The 21,082-nt window shown below is 65.2% G+C and carries 17 protein-coding genes and 1 tRNA gene; 6 read left to right on the top strand and 12 right to left on the bottom strand.

Translation table 11 applies throughout. The features are described from left to right. Positions 1–138: 138 nt before the first annotated feature. The 9 genes from ACO6VM_RS07735 to ACO6VM_RS07695 form a co-directional block, all read right to left on the bottom strand. On the bottom strand, positions 139–1,542 hold the full coding sequence (locus ACO6VM_RS07735; protein ID WP_422403018.1) for an alginate O-acetyltransferase AlgX-related protein: 1,404 nt from the start codon (positions 1,540–1,542) through the stop codon (positions 139–141). Between the two features lie 30 nt (positions 1,543–1,572). Then, entirely contained in the window at positions 1,573–2,202 is a 630-nt protein-coding gene (locus ACO6VM_RS07730) for an alginate O-acetyltransferase AlgF (protein ID WP_390969057.1), read from the bottom strand. Positions 2,203–2,220: 18 nt separating this feature from the next. Continuing rightward, positions 2,221–3,315 carry an alginate O-acetyltransferase gene (locus tag ACO6VM_RS07725; RefSeq protein ID WP_401059353.1) on the bottom strand — a complete coding sequence of 365 codons (1,095 nt, stop codon included), beginning with the start codon at positions 3,313–3,315 and terminating at the stop codon, positions 2,221–2,223. A 243-nt stretch (positions 3,316–3,558) separates the two neighbouring features. Next, positions 3,559–4,986 (bottom strand): MBOAT family O-acyltransferase, encoded by a 1,428-nt coding sequence (locus tag ACO6VM_RS07720; RefSeq protein ID WP_422403017.1) that lies wholly within the window; start codon positions 4,984–4,986, stop codon positions 3,559–3,561. 15 nt (positions 4,987–5,001) lie between these two features. Then, positions 5,002–6,450, bottom strand: coding sequence for an alginate export family protein (locus ACO6VM_RS07715; RefSeq protein WP_401059349.1), 1,449 nt, complete (start codon positions 6,448–6,450; stop codon positions 5,002–5,004). Next, positions 6,447–7,895, bottom strand: a complete 1,449-nt coding sequence (locus ACO6VM_RS07710) for a sel1 repeat family protein (RefSeq protein ID WP_401059347.1) — start codon at positions 7,893–7,895, stop codon at positions 6,447–6,449. The genes ACO6VM_RS07715 and ACO6VM_RS07710 overlap by 4 nt, the downstream gene beginning before the upstream one ends. 9 nt (positions 7,896–7,904) lie before the next feature. Further along, positions 7,905–9,056 carry a PilZ domain-containing protein gene (locus ACO6VM_RS07705; RefSeq protein ID WP_401059345.1) on the bottom strand — a complete coding sequence of 384 codons (1,152 nt, stop codon included), beginning with the start codon at positions 9,054–9,056 and terminating at the stop codon, positions 7,905–7,907. Positions 9,057–9,072: 16 nt separating this feature from the next. Further along, positions 9,073–10,563 (bottom strand): glycosyltransferase, encoded by a 1,491-nt coding sequence (locus ACO6VM_RS07700; protein ID WP_422403025.1) that lies wholly within the window; start codon positions 10,561–10,563, stop codon positions 9,073–9,075. A gap of 112 nt (positions 10,564–10,675) precedes the next feature. Further along, the gene (locus tag ACO6VM_RS07695) at positions 10,676–11,983 is read right to left on the bottom strand and encodes a nucleotide sugar dehydrogenase (protein WP_422403016.1); all 1,308 of its coding nucleotides are present in this window, start codon (positions 11,981–11,983) and stop codon (positions 10,676–10,678) included. Positions 11,984–12,549: 566 nt separating this feature from the next. Here ACO6VM_RS07695 and ACO6VM_RS07690 point away from each other — a divergent pair. The 5 genes from ACO6VM_RS07690 (at position 12,550) to ACO6VM_RS07670 (ending at position 16,206) form a co-directional block, all read left to right on the top strand. Further along, entirely contained in the window at positions 12,550–12,939 is a 390-nt protein-coding gene (locus ACO6VM_RS07690) for a helix-turn-helix domain-containing protein (protein WP_390969043.1), read from the top strand. Positions 12,940–13,002: 63 nt separating this feature from the next. Then, positions 13,003–13,641, top strand: a complete 639-nt coding sequence (gene uvrY, locus ACO6VM_RS07685) for a response regulator transcription factor GacA (protein ID WP_110993916.1) — start codon at positions 13,003–13,005, stop codon at positions 13,639–13,641. Positions 13,642–13,649: 8 nt separating this feature from the next. Continuing rightward, positions 13,650–15,473, top strand: coding sequence for an excinuclease ABC subunit UvrC (uvrC, locus tag ACO6VM_RS07680; RefSeq protein WP_125859370.1), 1,824 nt, complete (start codon positions 13,650–13,652; stop codon positions 15,471–15,473). A gap of 33 nt (positions 15,474–15,506) precedes the next feature. Then, positions 15,507–16,067: a CDP-diacylglycerol--glycerol-3-phosphate 3-phosphatidyltransferase gene (pgsA, locus tag ACO6VM_RS07675; protein WP_401059340.1), complete on the top strand. Its 561-nt coding sequence runs from the start codon at positions 15,507–15,509 to the stop codon at positions 16,065–16,067. A gap of 63 nt (positions 16,068–16,130) precedes the next feature. Beyond that, positions 16,131–16,206, top strand: a tRNA-Gly gene (locus ACO6VM_RS07670). 142 nt (positions 16,207–16,348) lie between these two features. Here the strand turns inward: ACO6VM_RS07670 and ACO6VM_RS07665 are convergent. After that, on the bottom strand, positions 16,349–17,356 hold the full coding sequence (locus tag ACO6VM_RS07665) for a zinc-binding alcohol dehydrogenase family protein (RefSeq protein WP_401059338.1): 1,008 nt from the start codon (positions 17,354–17,356) through the stop codon (positions 16,349–16,351). A gap of 218 nt (positions 17,357–17,574) precedes the next feature. Beyond that, a complete protein-coding gene (locus ACO6VM_RS07660) occupies positions 17,575–18,372 on the bottom strand; it encodes an SDR family NAD(P)-dependent oxidoreductase (protein WP_401059336.1) in 798 nt (265 codons plus the stop codon). 106 nt (positions 18,373–18,478) lie between these two features. On the opposite strand from ACO6VM_RS07660, the gene ACO6VM_RS07655 reads away from it, so the two are divergent. Beyond that, complete coding sequence (locus tag ACO6VM_RS07655; protein ID WP_125859367.1) at positions 18,479–19,429, top strand: GlxA family transcriptional regulator; 951 nt, start codon at positions 18,479–18,481, stop codon at positions 19,427–19,429. A gap of 48 nt (positions 19,430–19,477) precedes the next feature. On the opposite strand, the gene nhaA is transcribed toward ACO6VM_RS07655, so the two are convergent. Continuing rightward, entirely contained in the window at positions 19,478–20,677 is a 1,200-nt protein-coding gene (gene nhaA / locus ACO6VM_RS07650; protein ID WP_422403015.1) for a Na+/H+ antiporter NhaA, read from the bottom strand. Positions 20,678–21,082: the final 405 nt, after the last annotated feature.

The following is a 21,082-nucleotide window of genomic DNA, read 5'->3' as shown; positions in this document are numbered from 1 at the left end:
TAGGCTGGGACAGCGTGGGAGCGGGCTTGCCCCGCGAATGCAGCACTTCGGTGCATGGCACCGGCTTTGCCGGTGTTCGCGGGGCAAGCCCGCTCCCACGGGGTTCCTTGCAAGGGCTGCGCAGCAGCCCCAGGATGTTCAAAGGCACAGTCGCGTCTCCACATCGGTGGCCGCCGTACCCGCCTTGGTCGGCTCAAGGAACACCGACAACAGGTTGGCCCCGGCAAACTCGGGCGCCTTGCTCAGCTCCAGGTAATACTGGCCGCCACTCACCGCCGCCTCACGGCGGAACCACACCTTGTCGCGGGCGCCGTTGTCGTAATACACGATGATGTAGAAATCGCGCACGTTCTTGTCGCTCAGGCGGATATCCAGGAAGCCCTGCGCACCGCTCAGTGCCTGGCGCGCGTTGCCGGCGTTGCTCAGCAGCTCGATGCGCTCGCCCACCTTCAGCGCCGGGCGCTGCAGTTTCGATCCCAGGACTTCTTTCGACGCCTTGCAGCCCCCTTGCACCGCCGGCACCAACTGGCGATACATCAGCGGCGAGTCCAGCCGGTAGTTGGCCGGCAATTCCCAGACGATCAGCTTGGGCGGCGCATCGGCCTTGTAGTCGCTGGACAGCAGGTACTCCAGCAACGAGCCGTCCTCACCCACGCCGGGCAGGGCGTAGTTGAGGATGTCCACGCCCAGGTACTGCTTGAGGTAACCGTCGAAGTTGAACTGCTTGCTCTCGTCTTCACGGGCGGCGGCATTGCTGTCGCCGACCAGGATCACCTCGGGGTCGGGGGCTTCGTCGAACAGCGCGTCGCTGCTGTCGGCCTGGGGAATGGTCTGGTAGCCGCGCACATACTGGAAACCGTAGTTGTTGCCGCAGATATAGCTCATCGCCAGGTTCAGGGTGCCGTCCTTGGGCACCATCACCCCCGGTTCGGTGCGGTACTGCTTCTTGCTCAGCCCGGCATAGAACGGCTGGCGGCGGATTTCCTCGGCCATCAGCTTGGCCGTGGCCTCGGCACCGGCCGGGGTCCAGTGGTGGTCGCGGCGGAAGAAGTACTCCCCCTGGGGTGGTTGCTGCACCAGTTGCATCATCGGCGCCACCACCGCGCCGGCCTGGCGCAGCTGCCCCAGGTAGGCCGCGAGGTTGGCGCTGGCGCGGCTGTAGTCGAAGCCGTGCAACTGGTCGCCTTGCAGCTTGTCGCGGTGCATCAGGCCGCGGGTCGGCTGGATGGCCATGGCCACCTGGATGCCCTGCTTGTGAAAGGCCTGCATCAGCCGGGCGAACTCCGGGCGCATGGGCGCGGGTATGCCGAAGTCGTTGGTCAGGTCGACCATCGAGCGGAACAGCCAGCGCTCCTTGCCGGGGACGATCTGGCGCATCAGCTTCATGCGCCCTTCGGCATAGTGCTGCGGGTCGGCCAGGGCCGGGCAGGCCATGCACTGCAGGTTCTCGCAGTTGGCTTTGCCGGTCGGTTCGGCGGCCTGGCCGGGCAGGCTGAGCAGGGCGAGGGCGGCCGCCAGGCCAAGGGGGAGGAGGGTGTTCATGGGCCAGTCATCCTTGCGTGTGGCACTGCGTCACTCGGTGGGGTCGATGCTGTTGGCCAGGCTCAGGCTGCGGTTGCCCGGCAGCAGCACGTAGCTGTACGAGCGGCCTTTCTTGAGGAACAGCTCGTCGAAGCTGGCCACCTGCTTGTCGGCCACGTAAGCGGCGAAGTCGATCTTGATCTCGTTGACCATGCGCGTGCCGGTCTGGCCGTTACCCAGCGGCTTGACCACCTCGTGCTTGCCGTCGGCGGTGCGCAGCATGGCCTCGGCCGGGGTGAGGTTGTAGAACGCCACCTGGGCCTTCTTCGGCTCGTTGACGTACTGGTCGGCGATCAGCTTGAGTTGCTGGCCGTCATACACCACGGTGCTGGCGGCATTGGCCACCAGGGTGGGTTCGATGGCCTTGGCGCCGATGCCGATCCGGTGGGCGCCGGCGGGCACGAAGCGGTAACCGCTGAGCTGCCCCGGGGCGACTTTCTGCGGGTTGACCTTGCCGCTCAGGGTCACGTCGACACTGCTGGCGGACAGGTTGAGTACACGCACGAACGCAGAGTCGGCCGGGGCCACGGCGTCGTACAGGTCGGCATTGCCTTCGGCGGCGAAGGTGGTGTGGCTGGCAACGGCCAGGGCGAGGGCAGTAAACAACGGCGAAAGCTTCATCGGGTTCTCCTTGAAACGTCAGAAATGCGTGGGCTGGGCGCTGCGGCTGAGCGCGCCGGGGCGGTGGGCAAGCAGGGTACGCAGGGGGAATTCCCAGACCACGGTGTCGATCTGCGGGTTGTTCAACTGGTCACTGGCCAGGAACTGGTTCATCGCCTCGAACGGCCCGCGGGCCTCCACGGCGATGGCCAGCAGGTCACGGTTGAGCGCCTCCTTGAGGAAGCCGACGAAGTTCCAGTCGTCGATCTTGCTGTAGCTGGTGCCCACCAGCAGCAGGCCCTGGTCCTGCTCGGCGAACAGGTCGTCGCTGTCCTGGGTGGCCTTGAGGGTTTCGTACAGGGCGATGGTGCTGGCGCCGAACTGCGGGGCCAGGCGCGCATGGTCAAACTGCAGGTAGTTCATCAGGTCGCCCTTGATGCTTTTCTCGGCAGTCTTGCGCGAGACATACACCTGGTCGCCCAGCAACTGCGGGCGCTGGCGCGCCAGTTCGTAGGCCGACAGCCGTGCGCCGTCCGGGCTCCAGTGGGTGTCGGACTTGAGGAACAGGCCGGGCCCGGCGAGGTTGCGCAGGTAGGCCGCACGCAGGGGCACCACGTCCAGCTGGCGCGCCTGCAGGTCGCCGACGAAGCGGTCGTAGAGGCCAGCCACCCGCGGGTCGAAGGCGCGCTCGGCGTGCTCGGCATAGATGTCCAGCTTCATCGGCAGCGGCAGCAGCACCAGGTGCTTGCCGTGCTCGGCCAGCTGTTGCGCGACCTTGCTGATCTGCGCCAGCTGGCTTTGCAGGTTGGCGTCGAGGTCGTTGGGCACGCGGTATTCCTGGTTGCTGTACAGCCAGCCGTCGTTGCCCAGCACCACGCCCTTGGTGCCTTCGCCGAACAGCTGGAACTGGGCATCGGCCCACAGCTGCACCGACGGCTCGCGCAGGAAGAAGCGCTTGTCGTAGCTCTGCTCGAACTTGCGCAGCAGCTTGCCGTCGACGAACAGGTTCCAGCTGTCGGTCTGGGTGCGGGCAAAGCTCAGCACTGGGGGCAGCGAGTAGACGAACATCGCTGCCAGGGCCAGGGCGAAGACCACACCGTTGGCCTTGCTGGCCGAATTCATTACTGGGTACATGGCATTTCCACTGAACAGTAAGTTGATTCATTGATCGACACGGCCCCCTGTAGGAGAGGGGGGGGGGGGGGGGGGGGGGGGGGGGGGGGGGGGGGGGGAGGGGGGGGGGGGGGGGGGGGGGGGGGGGGGGGGGGGAGGAGGGGGAGCATTGCCCCGCGATCGAGGCGACGCGGTGCATGGCACCGGCTGCGCCAGTGTTCGCGGGGCAAGCCCGCTCCTACAGGGGGCATCTCAAGCCTTGCCCTAGAACTGGAAGTACAGGAACGGCGAGAACGAGTTGGCGGCCAGGCTGCTCAACGCCAGCAGAAAACCGGCCCACAGCAGCAGGCTGTGCAACACCCCGACATGGCGCATGAAGTAGCCGTCCTTGTTGCCGGCGTAGTAGCGCACGTTGTTGATGCCGGCCAGGATCAGCCAGGCGAACGCCACCAGGGCGAAGGCCATGGCCATCTGCGAGGCGCCGAGCACGTACAGCTCCAGCGAGCCGAAACCGTTGACGCCCAGCAGTGCCTGGTAGATGTCCAGGCTGTGGCGCAGGTCCATGGTGAAGAACAGCGGCATGCTCAGCACGATCAGCAGCCCGGTGCGCAGGTTGCGCCACAGGTGGTAGGGCGTGGTGACCTTGGTCGCCAGGTTGTACTTGCGCTCCAGCACCATGCCGATGCCGAAGAACAGCCCCCAGCAGATGAACGCGAAGCTCGCGCCGTGCCACAGCCCCGACAGCAGCATGGTCCAGACCAGCGCCGGCAGGGCGCCGGCCACGCGCTTGCGCACCAGCGGCAGGTACACGTAATCGCGCAGGAAATGCGCCAGGGTCATGTGCCAGCGCGACCAGAACTCGGTGATGCTCTGCGACACATAGGGCTGGTTGAAGTTTTCCGGGAAGCGAAAGCCCATCATCAACGCCAGGCCCAGGGCCATGTGGCTGTAGCCGGCGAAGTCGAAGTACAGCTGCAGGGTCGACACCACCAGGCCGAACCAGGCATCGGCGAACTGCAGGGTGCCTTCGCCGACGAACAGTACGTTGATCGGCGCCAGGCGGTCGGCGATCAGTACTTTCATGATGAAACCGAGCATGAAGCGGCACACGCCCAGCGAGAACAGTTCCAGCGAATGGGTGCGCTGGCGCAGCTGCGGCGCCAGCTGGCTGTAGCGCAGGATCGGCCCGGCCACCAGGTGCGGGAACAGCGCGACGAAGGCGGCGAAGTCGATGAAGCTGCGCGTGGGCGTGGCGTCCTTGCGGTAGATGTCGACGATGTAGCTCAGGGCATGGAACACGTAGAACGAGATGCCCAGCGGCAGGAAGATGTTCTCCAGGGTCCAGGTGTTGATGCCCAGCGGCGCCAGCAGCAAGGCCAGCACTTCGGCGCCGAAATTGGCGTACTTGAAGTAGCCCAGGGTGGCCAGGTTGCCAGCCACGCCCAGCCACAGCAGACGCAGGGCCAGGCGTTTGTCGCCGGCATCCAGGCGCGCCTTGATGCGCAGCCCGAACCAGTAGTTCCAGTAGGTGATGGCGATGAACAGCAGCAAGAAGTCCGGGCGCCACCAGGCGTAGAAGATGTAGCTGGCGGCGACGATCACCAGCGAGCGCCACTGCGGCCGGGCCAGGTAGTAGATGGCCAGGAACAGCGGCAGGTAGAGGAACAGGAATACGTTGGAAGCGAAGATCATGGCCTGGCCCTCGGGTTAGTAGCTGATCACCACGCCGACGCTCAGCTGGTAGTCGTCACCGGTGTTCAGTGCGCTGCCGGCGTTGAGGTAGCTGGCGCTGACCAGGGTGTTGACGTCCAGGTGCTTGCCGTCGAGGGCCACGGGGAACATCTTCCAGTAGTAGTTGAGGTCGATCATCTGCCCCACGTTGTCCCCCTTGCCGTACAGGTCGGCGCCTTGCAGTTGCCGGCGTTGGGCGCGGGCGTCGGCGGCCATGCGGATCGGCAGCTCGCCGTTCTGGTTGCGCAGGTTGAGCTGGGTGACGCGCAGGTCGAGGGCGCTGCGCGGGGTGGGGCGGGTTTCCAGGGCGATGCCGTAGTAGCTGAGGTTGCGCAGGTCCAGGGCGACGAACGAACTGGTCAGGCGGGTGCTGTAGGAACCCTGGCGGGTGATGCGGTCGGACTGGATCGGGTTCAGGCGGAAACCGTCGTTGTCATCGCTCGGCTTGTCGGTCAGGCCGCCGCGCAAGGCCACCCGCGGGGTCCACGGCAGGTTGTCGAAACGCTTGCCCACTTCACCCAGCGCGGCCCAGCCGCGGCTGGAGTGGCCGGTAGTGGTCTGACCGTTGCCATCGGTGTTGTCCATGCGGCCATCGAGCGCCGCCAGTTCCAGGTGGTAGTCGCTCGACCAGGGCAACTTGTCGCCCTTGAAGAACAGGCCGTAGCGCCAGCCCTTGAAGTCGTAGCGGTCGTCGCGGTCGTGGCCGCTGCGGTCGTTCTCCTGCATCAGCCGTATGCCGGCCTGGTTGTGGGTGCTCCAGCGGTAGGCGTACTGGCCCATCAGGTACAGCGTGCGTTCTTCGCTGGCGGCCAGCGAATTGACGTCGGTGTTGTAGTTGTGGAACTTCTGCCCCACCGCGATGAATGCGTCGCTGAAGGTGTCCTGGTAGTTGAAGCGCAGCGACTCCAGGCTGTCGTCCCACCAGAGGCCGTAGTCGTCGTAGAAGCGCTGGCGGCCGAACGACAGCGACAGGCGTGGGTCATCGCCGATCAGGTTGCGCTTGACGTACAGCTCGCGCAGTTCGGCGTACCAGCCTTCGGGCTGCTCGCGTTCGTTGTCGTTGCTCGATTCGTTGGTGATGTTGCTCGATTGACTGGAGTCGTAGTTCAGCCACACGCGGCCATAGACCATCCACTTGGCCCAGCGTTTTTCCGGCGAGTACCAGGCGAACGACGGCTCGTAGCGCAGGCTGTAGAACGTCTCGCGGTCACGGCCGACCTGCGAATCCTCCGGGCCGTAGCCGGTCTGCACGGTGAGCTTGTTGAACACTTCCGAGGTGATCACCGGCTCGCTGCCGTCGGCGCTGGCCACGCGCACCGACGCGTTGCTGTCGGCCTCGGGGCCGGTGATCTCTTCCAGCGCCAGGGCCGCCGGCAACGGTGCCAGGGCCAACAGGGCGCCGAGCAGGGGGTGATGGGCTTTCACAGGGTTGCCTCCTTCAACAGGTCGTTGCGCGCGGCCAGGGCGCGTTCGATTTCATCCTTGGGCAGGGTCTTGTCCAGCCGACGCAGCAGGCCGCGGGCACGGGTTTCGCCAAGGTCCAGGGCGATGCGCGCATAGGTGTAGGCCTTGACCGGGTCGTGGCAGATGGCCCGGCCACGCGAATAGACAGTGGCCATGCGGTACCAGGCGGCGGTCGAACCTTGCTCGGCCTGGGTTTGCCAGATGGCGAGGGCGCGTTCCTGGTCGGGTTGGTCGAGGCCGCCCTTGCTGTACAGGTCGCCCTGCAGCAGGCGGGCGTCGCGGTAGTTGGCGGCGATCAGTTCGTCGATCAGCACCTGGGCCTTTTGCGGGTCGAGGGTCAGCCAGTTGTTGACCATGTACAGCGCGGCATCCAGCGCCTTGGCCCGGGTCGGGTCCTTGGCGCGTACCTGGCCGATCAGCGCCTGGACCTCTTCGGCGTTGTGCTCGGTGGGGTTGGAGATCATGAAGTTGGCCTTGGAGATCAGCGCCGGCAGGTAGCCACGGGCGACGGCGTTGTCCATCCAGCGCTGCACTTCGGCGATGCCGGCGGCGCGCACCTCGTCATTGGCTTTATCGCGGGCCTGCTGTTCAGGCGTGGGGGCGACCTTGGGCCCCATGGCCGTGCCCTGGCGTTGCTCGCGCTCGGCATCCAGTTCGGCGCGCTGCACGCCGTGGATGTTGTCCAGCAGTGCACCGATGCGCTGCACCACCTCCACCGGCAGGCTGGCCATCTGTGGCTCCAGGCTGCGAGCGAAGGCGAGGAAGGCCGGGTCCTGGCGTTCGCCGAGGAAACGGTAGTAACGGTCGATGGCGCGCGGGTCGATGCGTGCGGCCTGCTGGTACCAGCGCTCGGCTGCAGCGAGGTCGCCCTGGCGCTCGGCCACCACGGCGTGGTACAGCTCGGGCCGGCAGTTGAGCAGGCAGCTCTGTTCGTACAGCCCCAGCAGTTGTGCGGCGCGTTCGCCGGGGAACAGCTGCGGGTACACCAGGAACACTTCCAGGCTGGTGCTGGTGCTGCGCGGGTCGAGGTCGTTGGGGTAGCGGGTCAGGGCCTGGCGCATCCAGCCCTGCTGGCTGCGCTGCAGGTTCGGCGTGCGCTCGAGCAGGCGCGCCAGCGAGGCCAGCGCCGGCACCTGGCCCTGGCCATCGGCGAAGGCTTCCTGGTACAGGCGGATGATCTCCTGGCGGCTGGCCCCGTCGTTGCCGGCCAGCACGTCACCGAGCAGTTGCTTGGAGGCCAGGTCGCCGCGTGCGGCGAGCTCGCGCAGGTCGGCGCTGACGTCGGCGCTCGGGTCCTTGTACAGCGCGTAGCGCACCTGTTCCAGGCTCTGCCCGGCGCTGGCGGCACCCAGCCAGGCAAGGCCGAGGCCTGCCAGCAACAGGCGCGGGGCGTTCTTGGGGTTCATGGCCGGCCCTCAGTTGGCGCTGCCGAACGGCAGGCCGAGGTACAGGTCCACCGCCACCGCCTTCTGGTAGGCCGCTGCCGGCAGCGGGCTGTCGGGCAGGATGGTCAGCGCCAGGTTGCGGTTCACTTCATCGGCGCGGGCGTCCACCACCTTGCCGCTGAAGTGCTGGTCTAGGCCGAACACCTGCATGTCCACCGAGCGCACGCGGCTGACATCGGCGAGCTTGTCGAACGGCACGTTGGCGCGCACGAACAGGCCTTGGTCCTTGGGCAGCAGGTGCATCATCGGCGCGGCCTTGTAGCCATAGCCGTCGAGCGGTTGCGTCGGGTACCAGACCAGGCAGTCGCACGGGCTGTTGATCACTGTCTCGATGGTGGCGCGGCCGAGCAGTGCCTGCAGGTCGCCCGGGGCGAGATCCGCCAGGGCTTTCATGTCGGCCGGGCTGGTGAAGCTGGTGGCCAGCTGGGTGGAGATGCTCGCCAGCGGCTGGCCGGCCTGCACCTCGCTGGTGCCGGTGGGCAGCAGGTATTTGACGTAGCCGTTGTCCGGCATGCTGATCAGTTGGGCGTTGCTGGCCACCGTGGCCTGCACCGCCGGTACGCGGAAGAACAGCAGGTAGCCCTTGTACGCGACGAAGCCCAGCGCGGCGATGCCGGCGGCGCTGAACAGCGCGGTGCCGGCCAGCGCCTTGAAGCGGTCGCCCGCCGTGCGCGCGCTGGCCTGCTTGTGCTTGCGCTCCTTGATGTAGTTCTCGCGCTGCAGCACGTTGAACAGGCCGTTGATGTCGGCGATCTCACCCGACAGGTAGGCGCTGATCAGGTAGCGCAGGATGTCGCGCTTCTGTGCGTCGAGGTCGACGAACTGGGCGCCCACCTCCTTGCCGCGCTGGGAAACGATGCGCAGCTTGGCGTCGATCGACAGGTCGACCTGGTTCAGGCGCAACTGGATCGACGCGTCGTACAGCGCGCCGATGCTCAGCGGCGCCTCGTGCAACAGGCCGATGCCGCCCAGCGAGATGTCTGCAAGCTGGGCCTCGAACGGCTCTCGGCCGTTGCCGGCCAGGCGCACCCGGGCGTTCATGCGGGTGCGCACGTACTGACGTTCGTCGATCGCTTCGTGGACGATGTTGGCCGGGGCCGTGGGGGTATTCGAGCTACTCATGTGCAGGCGCCTTTCCTTAACGTTGCGTGAGTTCAAGCAGTACGGTGATAACCCCGAAGAAAATGGCGATGGAGGAGCACAGCATCGCCTTCGAGGACCAGCGGTTGAGGCGGGCGTCGAAGCCGACGCTGCCGGTGGCCAGGGTGGTCTTCTGCCGCGTCCAGCTTTGCTGGTCCATGTGGAACATCGCGTAGACCTTCATCAGCGAACCGACGATCTGGTTGTAATAGAGAACGAAGGGGTACATCGGGCTGACCGGGTGCCCGGCGAAGACGAACAGCAGCGTCACCAGGCTGCGCGAGATCAGCACCCAGAACAGGTACACCAGCAGGTACTGGATGCCGAACACCAGGCCGGCCACCAGCGAGGCGGTCAGGCCCATCAGGCAGGTCCACATCGACACGCGCTGGTCGAGCAGCACGTACAGGGTGAACAACCCCAGGCGTGCGCGGCCGAGCAGGGCGGTGGCGCGAAAGTTCTGCCGCAGCGAGTTGCCGTACCAGCGGAACATCAACTGGCGGGTGGCGACCCAGAAGCTGTCGCTGGGCGGGTGCTCGACGGTCAGGGTGTGGCTGTCGGGCACGTAGAAGGTGTCCCAGCCGGCGCGCATCAGGCTCAGCCAGCTTGACTTGTCATCGCCGGTGAGGAACTGGAAGCGGCCCAGGCGCCAGTGTTCGAGAAAGTCCGCTTCGACATCGCGGATGAACGCGGGGTCGGTCATCACGCTGGCGCGGAAGAACGACAGCCGCCCGGTGAGGGTCAGCACCCGGTGCGACAGGGCCATCGAGCACATGTTGATGTGGCGCTGGACGAAGCGCATCGAGTGCCACTGGCGCATCCAGCGGCTGCCTTCGACCTCGCAGAATTCGTTGGTGGTCAGGCCGCCGACGTTGGGCAGCAGGGCGAACAGCTTGACTGCCCGCTCGACGCAGCCGGGCAGCATCATGGTGTCGCCATCGACCACGCCGACCACCGCGTCCTCCAGCGGCATCTGCCGTGACAGGGCGCGGAAGGCATGGGCCAGGCCATCGCGTTTGCCGGTGCCGCGGGCGCGCACGATCACCAGGTCGATGTCGTCGCGGCCCTGCACTTCGTTGCGCATGATGTCCTTGATGAACTGCTCGTCGCCTTTCTCGACGATCGAGGCGATCACCGTGCACGGCACGTTCAGCCGCTGCACCTCCTGGAACACCGACTGGTACACCTTGAAGGTGGTGTGGGTGGGGATGCGAAAGCTGGTGACCACCATGAACATGTGCGCGGGCAGCGCTGCATCGCCCATGCGCTCGACCTGGCGGCGCAGGCGCGGGAACACCCAGTGCAGGAACCACATGCCGCGCAGGTAGTGGAGGATGGCGTTGCCGTAGCGCCACATGCCCAGGGTGCCGATGATGAAAATGAACAGGTGGTGGTTGGGGTCCAGGTACTGCGGCGCGACCATCTGCGAGGCCAGCGCGATCAGCCCGGCAAGCAGCGCCCAGGCGCAGAAGCTGGCGGCCGCGCGCATGTACCCCGGGGCCGCGAAGGGCCGCTGTTGCTGTCGTTCCATGTCGCTGTTGCTCCTGTGTGCGGGTGCACGCCGCAAACGACAGGCAAGAGCGGCGGCGGGGGGGCATGGGTTACCAGCAGATGACGTGGTGCCGGGCGTTGCTGGTGCCGGCCATGAACCCGACCAGGTCGACCACCTGCTTGCCGTGGCCCGCTTCCAGGGCCCGGGCGAAGCGCTCGTCGTTGTTGCCCAGCACGATCACCTCGGCCTCGTCGATCACCTGGTCGAGGTCGCTGCGCAGCAGGCTGCTGACGTGCGGGATCTGTTGCTCGATGTACTGGCGGTTGGCGCCGAAGCTGCGGGCATAGTCGACGTTGGCGTCGAAGATGCTCAGCTGGTAGCCCTTGCCGATCAGTTGTTCGGCAAGGGTCAGCAGCGGGCTTTCGCGCAGGTCGTCGCTGCCGGCCTTGAAGGCCAGCCCGAGCAGGGCGATCCGGCGTTTGCCGTGGCGTGTCACCAGGTTGAAGGCGTGTTCCACCTGCTGGCGGTTGCTGGCCATGAGCGAGGCCAGCAGCGGGTGTGCGACATCCAGCTGGCCGGCGCGGTAGGTGAGGGCGCGCACATCCTTGGGCAGGCACGAGCCGCCGAAGGCGAAGCCTGGGCGCAGGTAGTAACGCGACAGGTTGAGTTTGTAGTCCTGGCAGACCACGTCCATCACCTCGCGGCCATCGACGCCCGAGGCCTTGGCGATGTTGCCGATCTCGTTGGCGAAGCTGACCTTGGTCGCATGCCAGACGTTGCAGGTGTACTTGATCAGCTCGGCGACCTCGATCGACTTGCGGATCACCGGGGCGTCGAGGCCCTGGTACAGCGACTCGAGCAGGTCGCCCGACTGGCGATCGAGCTCGCCGATCACGGTCATGGCCGGGAAGTCGTAGTCCTGGATGGCGGTGCTCTCGCGCAGGAACTCAGGGTTCACTGCCACGCCGAAGTCGACCCCGGCCTGCTTGCCCGAGGCTTTTTCCAGGGTCGGGATCACCAGGTGCTTGAGCGTGCCGGGCAGTACCGTGCTGCGCACTACCACGGTATGGCGGCTGCCCTTGTCGCGCAGGGCGGTGCCGATTTCCTGGCAGACCGCTGCCATGTACTTGAGGTCCAGGTCGCCGTTGGCTTTGCTCGGGGTGCCCACGCACAGCAGCGACAGATCGCTGGCGAGGATCGCCGCCTGCACGTCGGTGGTGCCCCGCAGGCGGCCTTGGCGCACGCCGTCGAGCAGCAGTTGTTCCAGGCCCGGCTCGACGATCGGCGAGCGGCCCTGGTTGATCATGTCGATCTTTGCCTGGGCGATGTCGACGCCCAGCACATGATGCCCGCGGGCCGACAGGCACCCGGCGCATACCGCCCCCACATAACCCAGTCCGAAGATGCTGATGTTCATAGATCCCTCTCCCCAGGCACGGCGCAAGGCCGGCCGAGATACACCGTTCATTAAGTTGTCGTACGTGGCAGACGCGCAGAAATATGCTGCGCTCAAAGGAGGCGAAGCAGGTTGTTTCTTGGTGGTCTATTTACATCCTAAGGATATTTTTATTGGCACGGCAAGCGTTGATGTTCTGTTGTTTTTAAATAATTTAAAACTTCATTGTTAAAGTTTAAAAACCGTTATAAATCAATGATTTAAAGTTTGATGTAAGTTAGGCGTCAAAAAAATGATTGCCTTGTTCGTGTCGATAAAATGGCGTCAAGGTTGCCGTTTTTCCTGTGTTTTCTGCTGTTTTCATGGCTGGCCTTTGCTGTTTTCGCTGTGTTTTCTCATGTTTTTTTCGAACTTTTTATTGTGCGCGGAGCGCTGTCGGCAGGCACTTTCAATGGGGCTGCGCAAAATACCCGGCACTGACGGCTTGCCATGATTGGATCCAATTGGCATAGTGCCGGGCGAATGCATACGCATTCACTCGGGTGCTGGATGCACCTGTTCTGGAATGATGCAGAGGAGGCAAGTAGATGAACGGATTCGGCCCGCGGCTCAGAGAAGAGCGCGAGCGCCTGGGGCTTACCCAGCGTGTTTTTGGTGACATTGGCGGCGTCGAGCCCAATGCCCAGGGCAAATATGAAAGTGGCGAGCGCACCCCGCGCATGGACTACCTTGCTGCCGTGGCGGCCAAAGGTGTCGATGCCTTGTATGTGCTGACCGGCGTGCACACCCCCGCACCGCTGGACTGCCTGACCGCTGACGAAGACCGTCTGCTGGGCGCTTTCCGGCGTATGCCCGTGGCCGACCAGGCCGCCGTCTGGCACCTGTTGCACCGCCTGGCGGGCGAGGTGGGCGGCGTTGAACGGGTGCCGATGCGTCGTCCGGAATACCAGGCGTTTTTTCAGGACGGTTTGCGCTAGGTTGCTTGTGAAAAATTTTGTTAAGGTGGCGGGATCCAATCGCCCCACTAATGAGGTGTCTGCTTGATTAGGGTCCTGGTGGTCGACGATCACGATCTGGTGCGTACCGGCATTACGCGCATGCTGGCCGACATCGATGGCCTGCAAGTGGTGGGGGAGGCGGACTCGGGTGAGTCCGCCCTCAAGCTTGCCCGCGAGCTCAAGCCGGACGTGGTTCTGATGGACGTGAAAATGCCAGGGATCGGCGGCCTTGAAGCAACCCGCAAATTGTTGCGCAGCCAGCCGGACACCAAAGTGGTGGCGGTAACCGTGTGCGAGGAAGACCCGTTCCCCACTCGTCTGATGCAGGCGGGTGCCGCCGGCTACCTGACCAAGGGCGCCGGGCTCGACGAAATGGTCCAGGCCATCCGCCTGGCGTTTGCCGGCCAGCGCTACATCAGCCCGCAGATTGCCCAGCAACTGGCGCTCAAGTCGTTCCAGCCCCAGGGCTCGCCGTTCGATACGCTGTCAGAGCGGGAAATCCAGATCGCCCTGATGATCGTCGGTTGCCAGAAAGTGCAGATCATCTCTGACAAGTTGTGTCTGTCCCCCAAGACCGTCAATACTTACCGTTATCGAATCTTCGAAAAACTCTCGGTTACCAGCGACGTCGAACTGACCTTGCTGGCCGTTCGCCACGGTATGGTCGACGCAAGTCTTTAAACACACCCATGTCACAACCTTTTGATGCCAGCGCGTTCCTGGCGACCTGCAGTGGTCGCCCGGGCGTGTACCAGATGTTCGACAGCGAGGCGCGGCTGCTCTACGTGGGCAAGGCCAAGAACCTCAAGAAGCGTTTGGCCAGCTATTTCCGCAAGACCGGCCTGGCGCCCAAGACTGCCGCACTGGTGGGGCGCATCGCCCAGGTCGAGACCACCATCACCGCCAATGAGACCGAAGCGCTGCTGCTTGAGCAGACGCTGATCAAGGAGTGGCGGCCGCCTTACAACATCCTGCTGCGCGACGATAAGTCCTACCCCTATGTATTCCTCTCCGACGGTGAATTCCCGCGCCTGGGCATCCACCGTGGCGCCAAGAAAGCCAAGGGCCGCTACTTCGGCCCTTACCCCAGCGCCGGCGCCATTCGCGAAAGCCTGAGCCTGTTGCAGAAGGCCTTCTCGGTGCGCCAGTGCGAGGACAGCTATTACGCCAACCGCACCCGGCCCTGCCTGCAGTACCAGATCAAACGCTGCAAGGCGCCTTGCGTGGGCCTGGTCGAGCCGGCCGAGTATGCCGAAGACGTGCGGCACTCGGTGATGTTCCTCGAAGGGCGCAGCCAGCAACTGGGCAACGAGCTCAATGCCGAGATGGAAAAGGCCGCCATGGTCCTGAACTTCGAAAAGGCCGCCGAGCTGCGTGACCAGATCGCGCTGCTGCGCCGGGTCCAGGACCAGCAGTACATGGAAGGCGGCTCCGGCGACGTGGATGTGGTGGCGGCCTTCGTCAACCCCGGCGGCGCCTGCGTGCACCTGATCAGCGTGCGCGGCGGGCGGGTGCTGGGCAGCAAGAACTTCTTCCCCCAGGTGGGCATCGAGGAGGAGGTGGCCGAGGTCATGGCCGCGTTCCTTTCCCAGTACTACCTGGGCAATGCCGAACGCGAACTGCCGGGCGAGCTGATCGTCAATGTGGTGCACGAGGATTTCGCGGCAATCAGTGAGGCCGTACAGACCCTGCGCGGCCGCGAGCTGAGCATCAGCCACCGGGTGCGCGGCACCCGCGCGCGCTGGCAGCAGTTGGCGGTGACCAACGCCGAACAAGCGCTCAATGCCCGCCTGGCCAACCGCCAGCACATGGCCGCGCGCTTCGAGGCTTTGGCCCAGGTGCTGGACCTGGATGAAGTCCCGCAGCGCCTGGAGTGCTACGACATCAGCCATTCCAGCGGCGAGGCCACCGTGGCCTCGTGCGTGGTGTTCGGCCCCGAAGGCCCGCTCAAGTCCGACTACCGCCGCTTCAACATCGAAGGCGTCACCGCCGGCGACGACTACGCCGCCATGCACCAGGCCCTGTTGCGCCGCTACGGGCGCATCAAGGACGGTGAGGGCAAGCTGCCCGACGTGCTGCTGGTGGACGGCGGCAAGGGCCAGTTGAACATGGCCCGCGACGTGATGCAGGAACTGGGCTTCGCCGACCTCACCCTGCTCGGCGTGGCCAAGGGCGTGACCCGCAAGGCCGGTTTCGAAACCCTGTACCTGAACGACGTGGCCCACGAGTTCACCCTCAAGGGCGACAACCCGGCGCTGCACCTGATCCAGCAGATCCGCGACGAAGCCCACCGTTTCGCCATCACCGGCCACCGCGCCAGGCGCGGCAAGGCCCGACGCACCTCCAGCCTGGAAGACGTGGCCGGGGTCGGGCCCAAGCGCCGGCGCGAGCTGCTGAAACATTTCGGCGGCCTGCAGGAGCTCAACCGCGCCAGTATCGACGAGATCGCCAAGGCCCCCGGCATCAGTAAAAAGCTTGCCGAGTCGATTTATGCCAGCCTGCATAGCGAGTAGAATGCCGGGCTCAACTCGCAGCCAGTCGTACCGATGAATATTCCAAACCTGCTCACCGTTCTACGCGTCCTGCTCATTCCGATCTTCATCCTGCTGTTCTATGTGCCCTATCACTGGAGCTACATGGCCGCCAGCACGGTGTTCGCCATCGCCGCCGCCACCGACTGGCTGGACGGCTACCTGGCCCGTCGGCTGCAGCAGAGCACACCGTTCGGCGCCTTCCTCGACCCGGTGGCGGACAAGCTGATGGTTGCCGTGGCGCTGGTGCTGCTGGTGCAGGTGCACGCCAACTTCTGGCTCACGCTGCCGGCGGCGGTGATCATCGGCCGCGAGATCGTGGTTTCGGCGCTGCGCGAGTGGATGGCCGAGCTGGGGGCGAGGGCGCATGTGGCGGTGTCCAGCCTGGGCAAATGGAAAACCGCCGCGCAGATGCTGGCGCTGGTGATCCTGCTGGGCAACCCGCCGGCCATGACCTTCTGGGTGGCGCTGGGCTACGGCCTGCTGCTGGTGGCCGCCGGCCTGACCCTGTGGTCGATGGTGCACTACCTGGTCGCCGCCTGGCCGCACCTGCGCGAAGGTTCTGAGCAGAAATAAAACTTTTTTGAATCAAGGGGTTGACGCCGTTCTACAAATCGCTAGAATGGCCCCCATCACGACGCGGGAATAGCTCAGTTGGTAGAGCACGACCTTGCCAAGGTCGGGGTCGCGAGTTCGAGTCTCGTTTCCCGCTCCAAATATAGATCTACAGGGTTCCACGGAAGTCTGTAAGTCGTCGAAGAAAGGGCCGAAAGGCCCTTTTTTCGTTCCTGCGCAAAAGTACCGCAAACCTGCAGAATCCGGACCTTTCACGTCCGCGATCGAGCACTGTCCGCAGATCAGAACCCTTCCAGCACGATCTTCCCGCGTGCCTTGCCACTTTCGATCATGGCGTGAGCGCGCTTGAGGTGCTCGGCGCTGATCGTGCCGTAGTGCTCGCCCAGGGTCGTCTTGAGCACGCCATCATCGACCAGCTGCGCAACGCGATCGAGCAACTGGTGCTGCTTGATCATGTCCTCGGTCTTGTACAGCGAACGGGTGAACATGAGCTCCCAGTGCAGCGAAAGCGACTTGCGCTTGAGCGCCATCACATCGAGCTGCAGCGGGTCGTCGATCAATGCCAGCTTGCCTTGTGGGCGAAGCACTTCCACCAGTTGCGGCAGGTAGGTGTCGGTGTGGGTCAGGCTGATGACGTAGTCGATCTGGTTCAGCTTGAGCGCCTCCAGCTGAAGCGCGAGCGATGCGCTGTGATCGATGACATGGTGGGCGCCCAGGTCCTTGACCCACGCCTGGGTCTCAGGCCTTGACGCTGTGCCGATCACCGTCAACTGCGTGAGTTTGCTGGCGAGCTGGACCAGGATCGAGCCCACCCCGCCGGCAGCCCCGACCACCAGCAGGCACTGGCCCTTGCCACCGTTTTCCTCGACGCCCAGGCGGTCGAACAGCAGCTCCCACGCGGTAATCGAGGTCAAGGGCAGGGCGGCTGCGCTGGCGTTGTCGAGGCTGCGGGGCTTGTGCCCGACGATGCGCTCATCGACAACGTGGAACTCGCTGTAGCTGCCAGGGCGGTCGATGGCCCCGGCGTAGAACACTTCATCACCCGGCTGGAACAATGTCACTTGTTCGCCGACCTCACGGACGACACCAACGGCATCCCAGCCCAGCACTTGCGGGTGTTCACCCCCGCGGCTGGCGCGGATCTTGGTATCGACCGGGTTGACGGCGATGGCCTGGACTTCGACCAGCAGGTCCCGTGCACCGGGTTTTGGCTTGGGCAGTTCCGCGTCGTACAGCGATTGCGGATCCTGGATCGGCAAAGCGGGTTGGGTGTAAACGACGGCCTTCATTGGCGCTTCCTCTAGGGCGTTGGAAAGTGTGGGGCAGGCGCTGGGCGCCGATTCAGACGATAAACAGCCTGAAAGGCGCAAGACGTGGTTGCCCGCAGTGAAATTGATTTGAAGCGTTGCGGTCGGGCGCTTCACATGGCCACGCCTTGCCGGGCAGTGCGAGCAGCGGCAGGGGCCTGGCCATGAGGTGAGTCATGTAGCGCTCTCCTTCGAAGGGATCACTTGGCACTGTAGCGCGGGGCGAGCCGGTTGCTGGACAGCTTGTCGAACAGGGCCTGGCGGCTGGCCTGGTACTGGTTGAAGGCTTGCAGGTCGTGCAGCGACGGCAGGGAGATCAGCACGCCGTTGTCGAAGTCCTGCAGCGCGCCGTCCACCAGGTCCTCGGCCGACATGACGATGTCGGGGTCGAGGTTCTCCACCGGCAAGCCGCCGATCTGCCAGAAGTCGGTCGCGGTGGCCCCAGGCAATACCGCCTGGACCTGCACGCCCTTGCCCGCCAGTTCCTGGTTCAGCGCCTGGGTAAACGCCGTGACATAGGCCTTGCTGCCGCCGTACACGCCGTTGAGCAACTCTGGCGCCAGGCTGACGATGGACGAGATGTTGATGACGGCGCCTTGCTCGCGGGCGGCGAAACCAGGCACCGCCGCGTAGGTGAGGCGGGTGAGGGCGGTGACGTTGAGGCTGATCATCTCGGCCATGCGCTCGACGTCGCTCTCCAGCAGGCTGGTGTGGGTGCCGATGCCCGCGTTGTTCACCAGCACGTTGATGCTGGCATCTTCGCGCAGCTTGCGCTCGACCCTGGCCAGGTCGTCGGGGTTGGCAAGGTCCGCCGGAAACACTTCGACGTTCTGCCGGGTTTCGCTGGTGAGCCGGGCGGCGAGGGCGTTCAGCCGCTCGCGGTTGCGCGCCACCAGCACCAGGTCGTAGCCGCGGCGGGCCAGGCGCTCTGCGTAGATCGAACCGATGCCGGAGGAAGCGCCTGTGATGAGCGCGGTGCCTTTGAATTGCTGCGTCATGGTGATGCTCCGTTGCTGGGGTGTGGTGCCATGATGCAGAATGCGGTCTGTGTCTTAAATGACGCATAGGGTAAGGTTTAAGGACATAAACCAGAGGAGCTTCACGATGCACCGGGTCGGCTACCTGATTACCGAAGGCTTCCAGGTCATGTCCCTGGCGACGCAAGCCGTGTTCGAGTTCGCCAACATCGTGGCGGGCGAAACGGTGTACCGGATCCAGAACTTCTCCATCGATGGCGGTACGGTGCGCTCCTCCCTGGGGATGTACATCGACACGCTGCCCCTCGGCGCGCCGGGCCTGGCCGACACCTGGATGGTCACCGGTACGCTGACGCCACTGACACCCCCCGAAGATGCGGTGCTGGCCAGCGTGCGTGGCTTCGTCGACGGTGCGCGCCGCACCGCCGGCCTGTGCACCGGCTGCTTCGTGCTGGCTCAGGCCGGCGTGCTGGACGGCCGGCGCGCAACCACCCACTGGGCTTACGCGCCCAAGCTGCGCGAGCTGTACCCGCAGGTGGACGTGGAGGAAGACCGGATTTTCATCGTTGATGGCCCGATCTGGACCTCCGCCGGCATGACCGCTGCCCTGGACATGGCGTTGGGCATGGTCGAGAAGGACCTGGGGGCCGAGCTGGCCCGCTCGGTGGCGCACAAGCTGGTCATGCACCAGCGCCGTTCCGGCGGGCAATCCCAGCATTCCGAGCTGCTGTCGCTGTCGCCCAAATCGGACCGCATCCAGAGCGCGCTGGACTACGCCCGCAAGCACCTCAGCCGGCCGCTGAGCGTGGAAGAGCTTGCCGAGGTCGCGCACTTGAGCGCCCGGCAATTCACCCGTGTGTTTACCGCCGAAACTGGCCAATCACCGGCCAAGGCCGTGGAAAGCCTGCGCCTGGAAGCCGCGCGGGTGATGATCGAGCAGAGCCGGCACAGCCTGGATGTGGTGGCCAGGGAAACCGGCTTCCGGGACCGCCGGCACATGCGCGAGGTGTTCATGCGCGGATTCGGCGTGCCGCCGCAGGCGGTACGCCGGGACGCACGGCGCGTAGTGACCGGCTGACGCGTAGCCGGCAGGTGCGCGCGGCGCTGTACCCCGGCGCACGGCCCCTCACGCAGGCTTCGGCGCAAAGCGCAGGATCAGGCAGCCGATCACCGCCGACAGCAACGACCCCAACAGGATGCCGATCTTCGCCGCGTCGACTGTCTCCGGCTGGCCCGGGAACGCCAGTTCACCGATGAACAGGCTCATGGTGAAACCGATGCCGCAGAGCATGGCCACGCCGTAGATCTGCAACCAGCTGGCGCCCTGGGGCTTGCTGGCAAGGCCGGTCCTGACCGCCAGCAGCACGCCGCCGAACACGCCGAGCTGTTTGCCCAGCAGCAGGCCCAGGGCAATCGCCAGGGGCAGCGGAGCGAAGAGCTCGGCCAGCCCCAGGTTGCCGAAGGACACACCGGCATTGGCAAAGCCGAACGCCGGCACGATCAGGAACGCCACCCACGGCGCCAGCGCATGCTCGAGCCGCAGCAACGGGCTGGCCCCGAGCGGTTGGCCTGCGCCAGCGTTGTAGGGGATCAGCAACGCACCGACCACACCGGCGATGGTGGCATGCACCCCTGACAGCAGGGTGAAGTACCACAGCGCGACGATGGCCAGCAGGTACGGCCACAACGCGACCACGCGCAGGCGGTTCAAGGTCAGCAGCAAGGCCACCACAGCGCCGGCGCCGGCCAGCGCCAGCAGGTCGATGGACGAGGTGTAAAACACCGCGATGATCGCCACTGCGCCCATGTCATCGATGATCGCCACCGACACCAGCATCACTTTCAGCGAAAGCGGCGCATGGCGGCCGAGCAGTGCCAGGGCGCCGACGGCGAAGGCGATGTCGGTGGCGGCGGGGATCGCCCAGCCGCTGGCCAGCCCTGGCTGGCCGTTCGACACCGCCAGGTAGATAAGTGCCGGCGCCGCCATACCCATCAGCGCCGGCAAGGCCGGCAGGCGGCGTTGCTCCCAGCTGGCCAGGCGACCGTCGACCAGTTCGCGCTTGATTTCCAGGCCCACCAGCAGGAAGAACACAGCCATCAGGCCGTCATTGACCCAGTGGTGGACGGTCATCGGGCCGAGCTTGTCGGTCAGGGTGGGGCCTACCTGCCAGTGCAGCAGGTGCTGGTAGGCATCGACGCCGGGGCTGTTGGCCAGAATGATCGCGAGGGCGGCGGTGATCATCAGCAGGACGCCGCCGGCCGCTTCGCTGGTCAGTAGGCGGCGCAGCACGGAGCGCTGCTGGAGGGCGGTGAGAGGTGCATTCATGCGCGGTTCCTCGTTCATGGCGTCGCCCTCGCCAGGGCAGGGGCGCGGCGAACGACGGGCACGGCGAGGTGCTGGCTCCGAAGACTACGGGCCACTGCGGCGATGGACGAGAAGAAGGATGGGTAAAACGGCGCGAAACCCCATGCCGTGCAGGCACGGAACGGGACAGGCCATAGGGAATGCTGGCATGCGTGCAACATGGACGAATCTCACGGAAAACAAATGAATGTTCTCCGTATTCGGGAAGGCTCCCGGGCGCACGCAGCACACGCCAGGCGCGCATTTTAGCGATGCCGGTGACGCTCTGCGTCAGGCAATTGCATCGGAATGTTGCAAACAGCGGATGGCTGGCCAGGCTCATGCACGGCGTGGCGCCATGCAGCATTACCGCCACCGTACGCCGCC

This window comes from Pseudomonas sp. GZD-209, from assembly GCF_049310485.1.
In the GTDB taxonomy this organism is placed as follows: Bacteria; Pseudomonadota; Gammaproteobacteria; order Pseudomonadales; family Pseudomonadaceae; genus Aquipseudomonas; species Aquipseudomonas sichuanensis.
The sequence above is the reverse complement of the archived record's forward strand: the minus strand, read 5'-3'. Positions and strand labels throughout refer to the sequence as shown.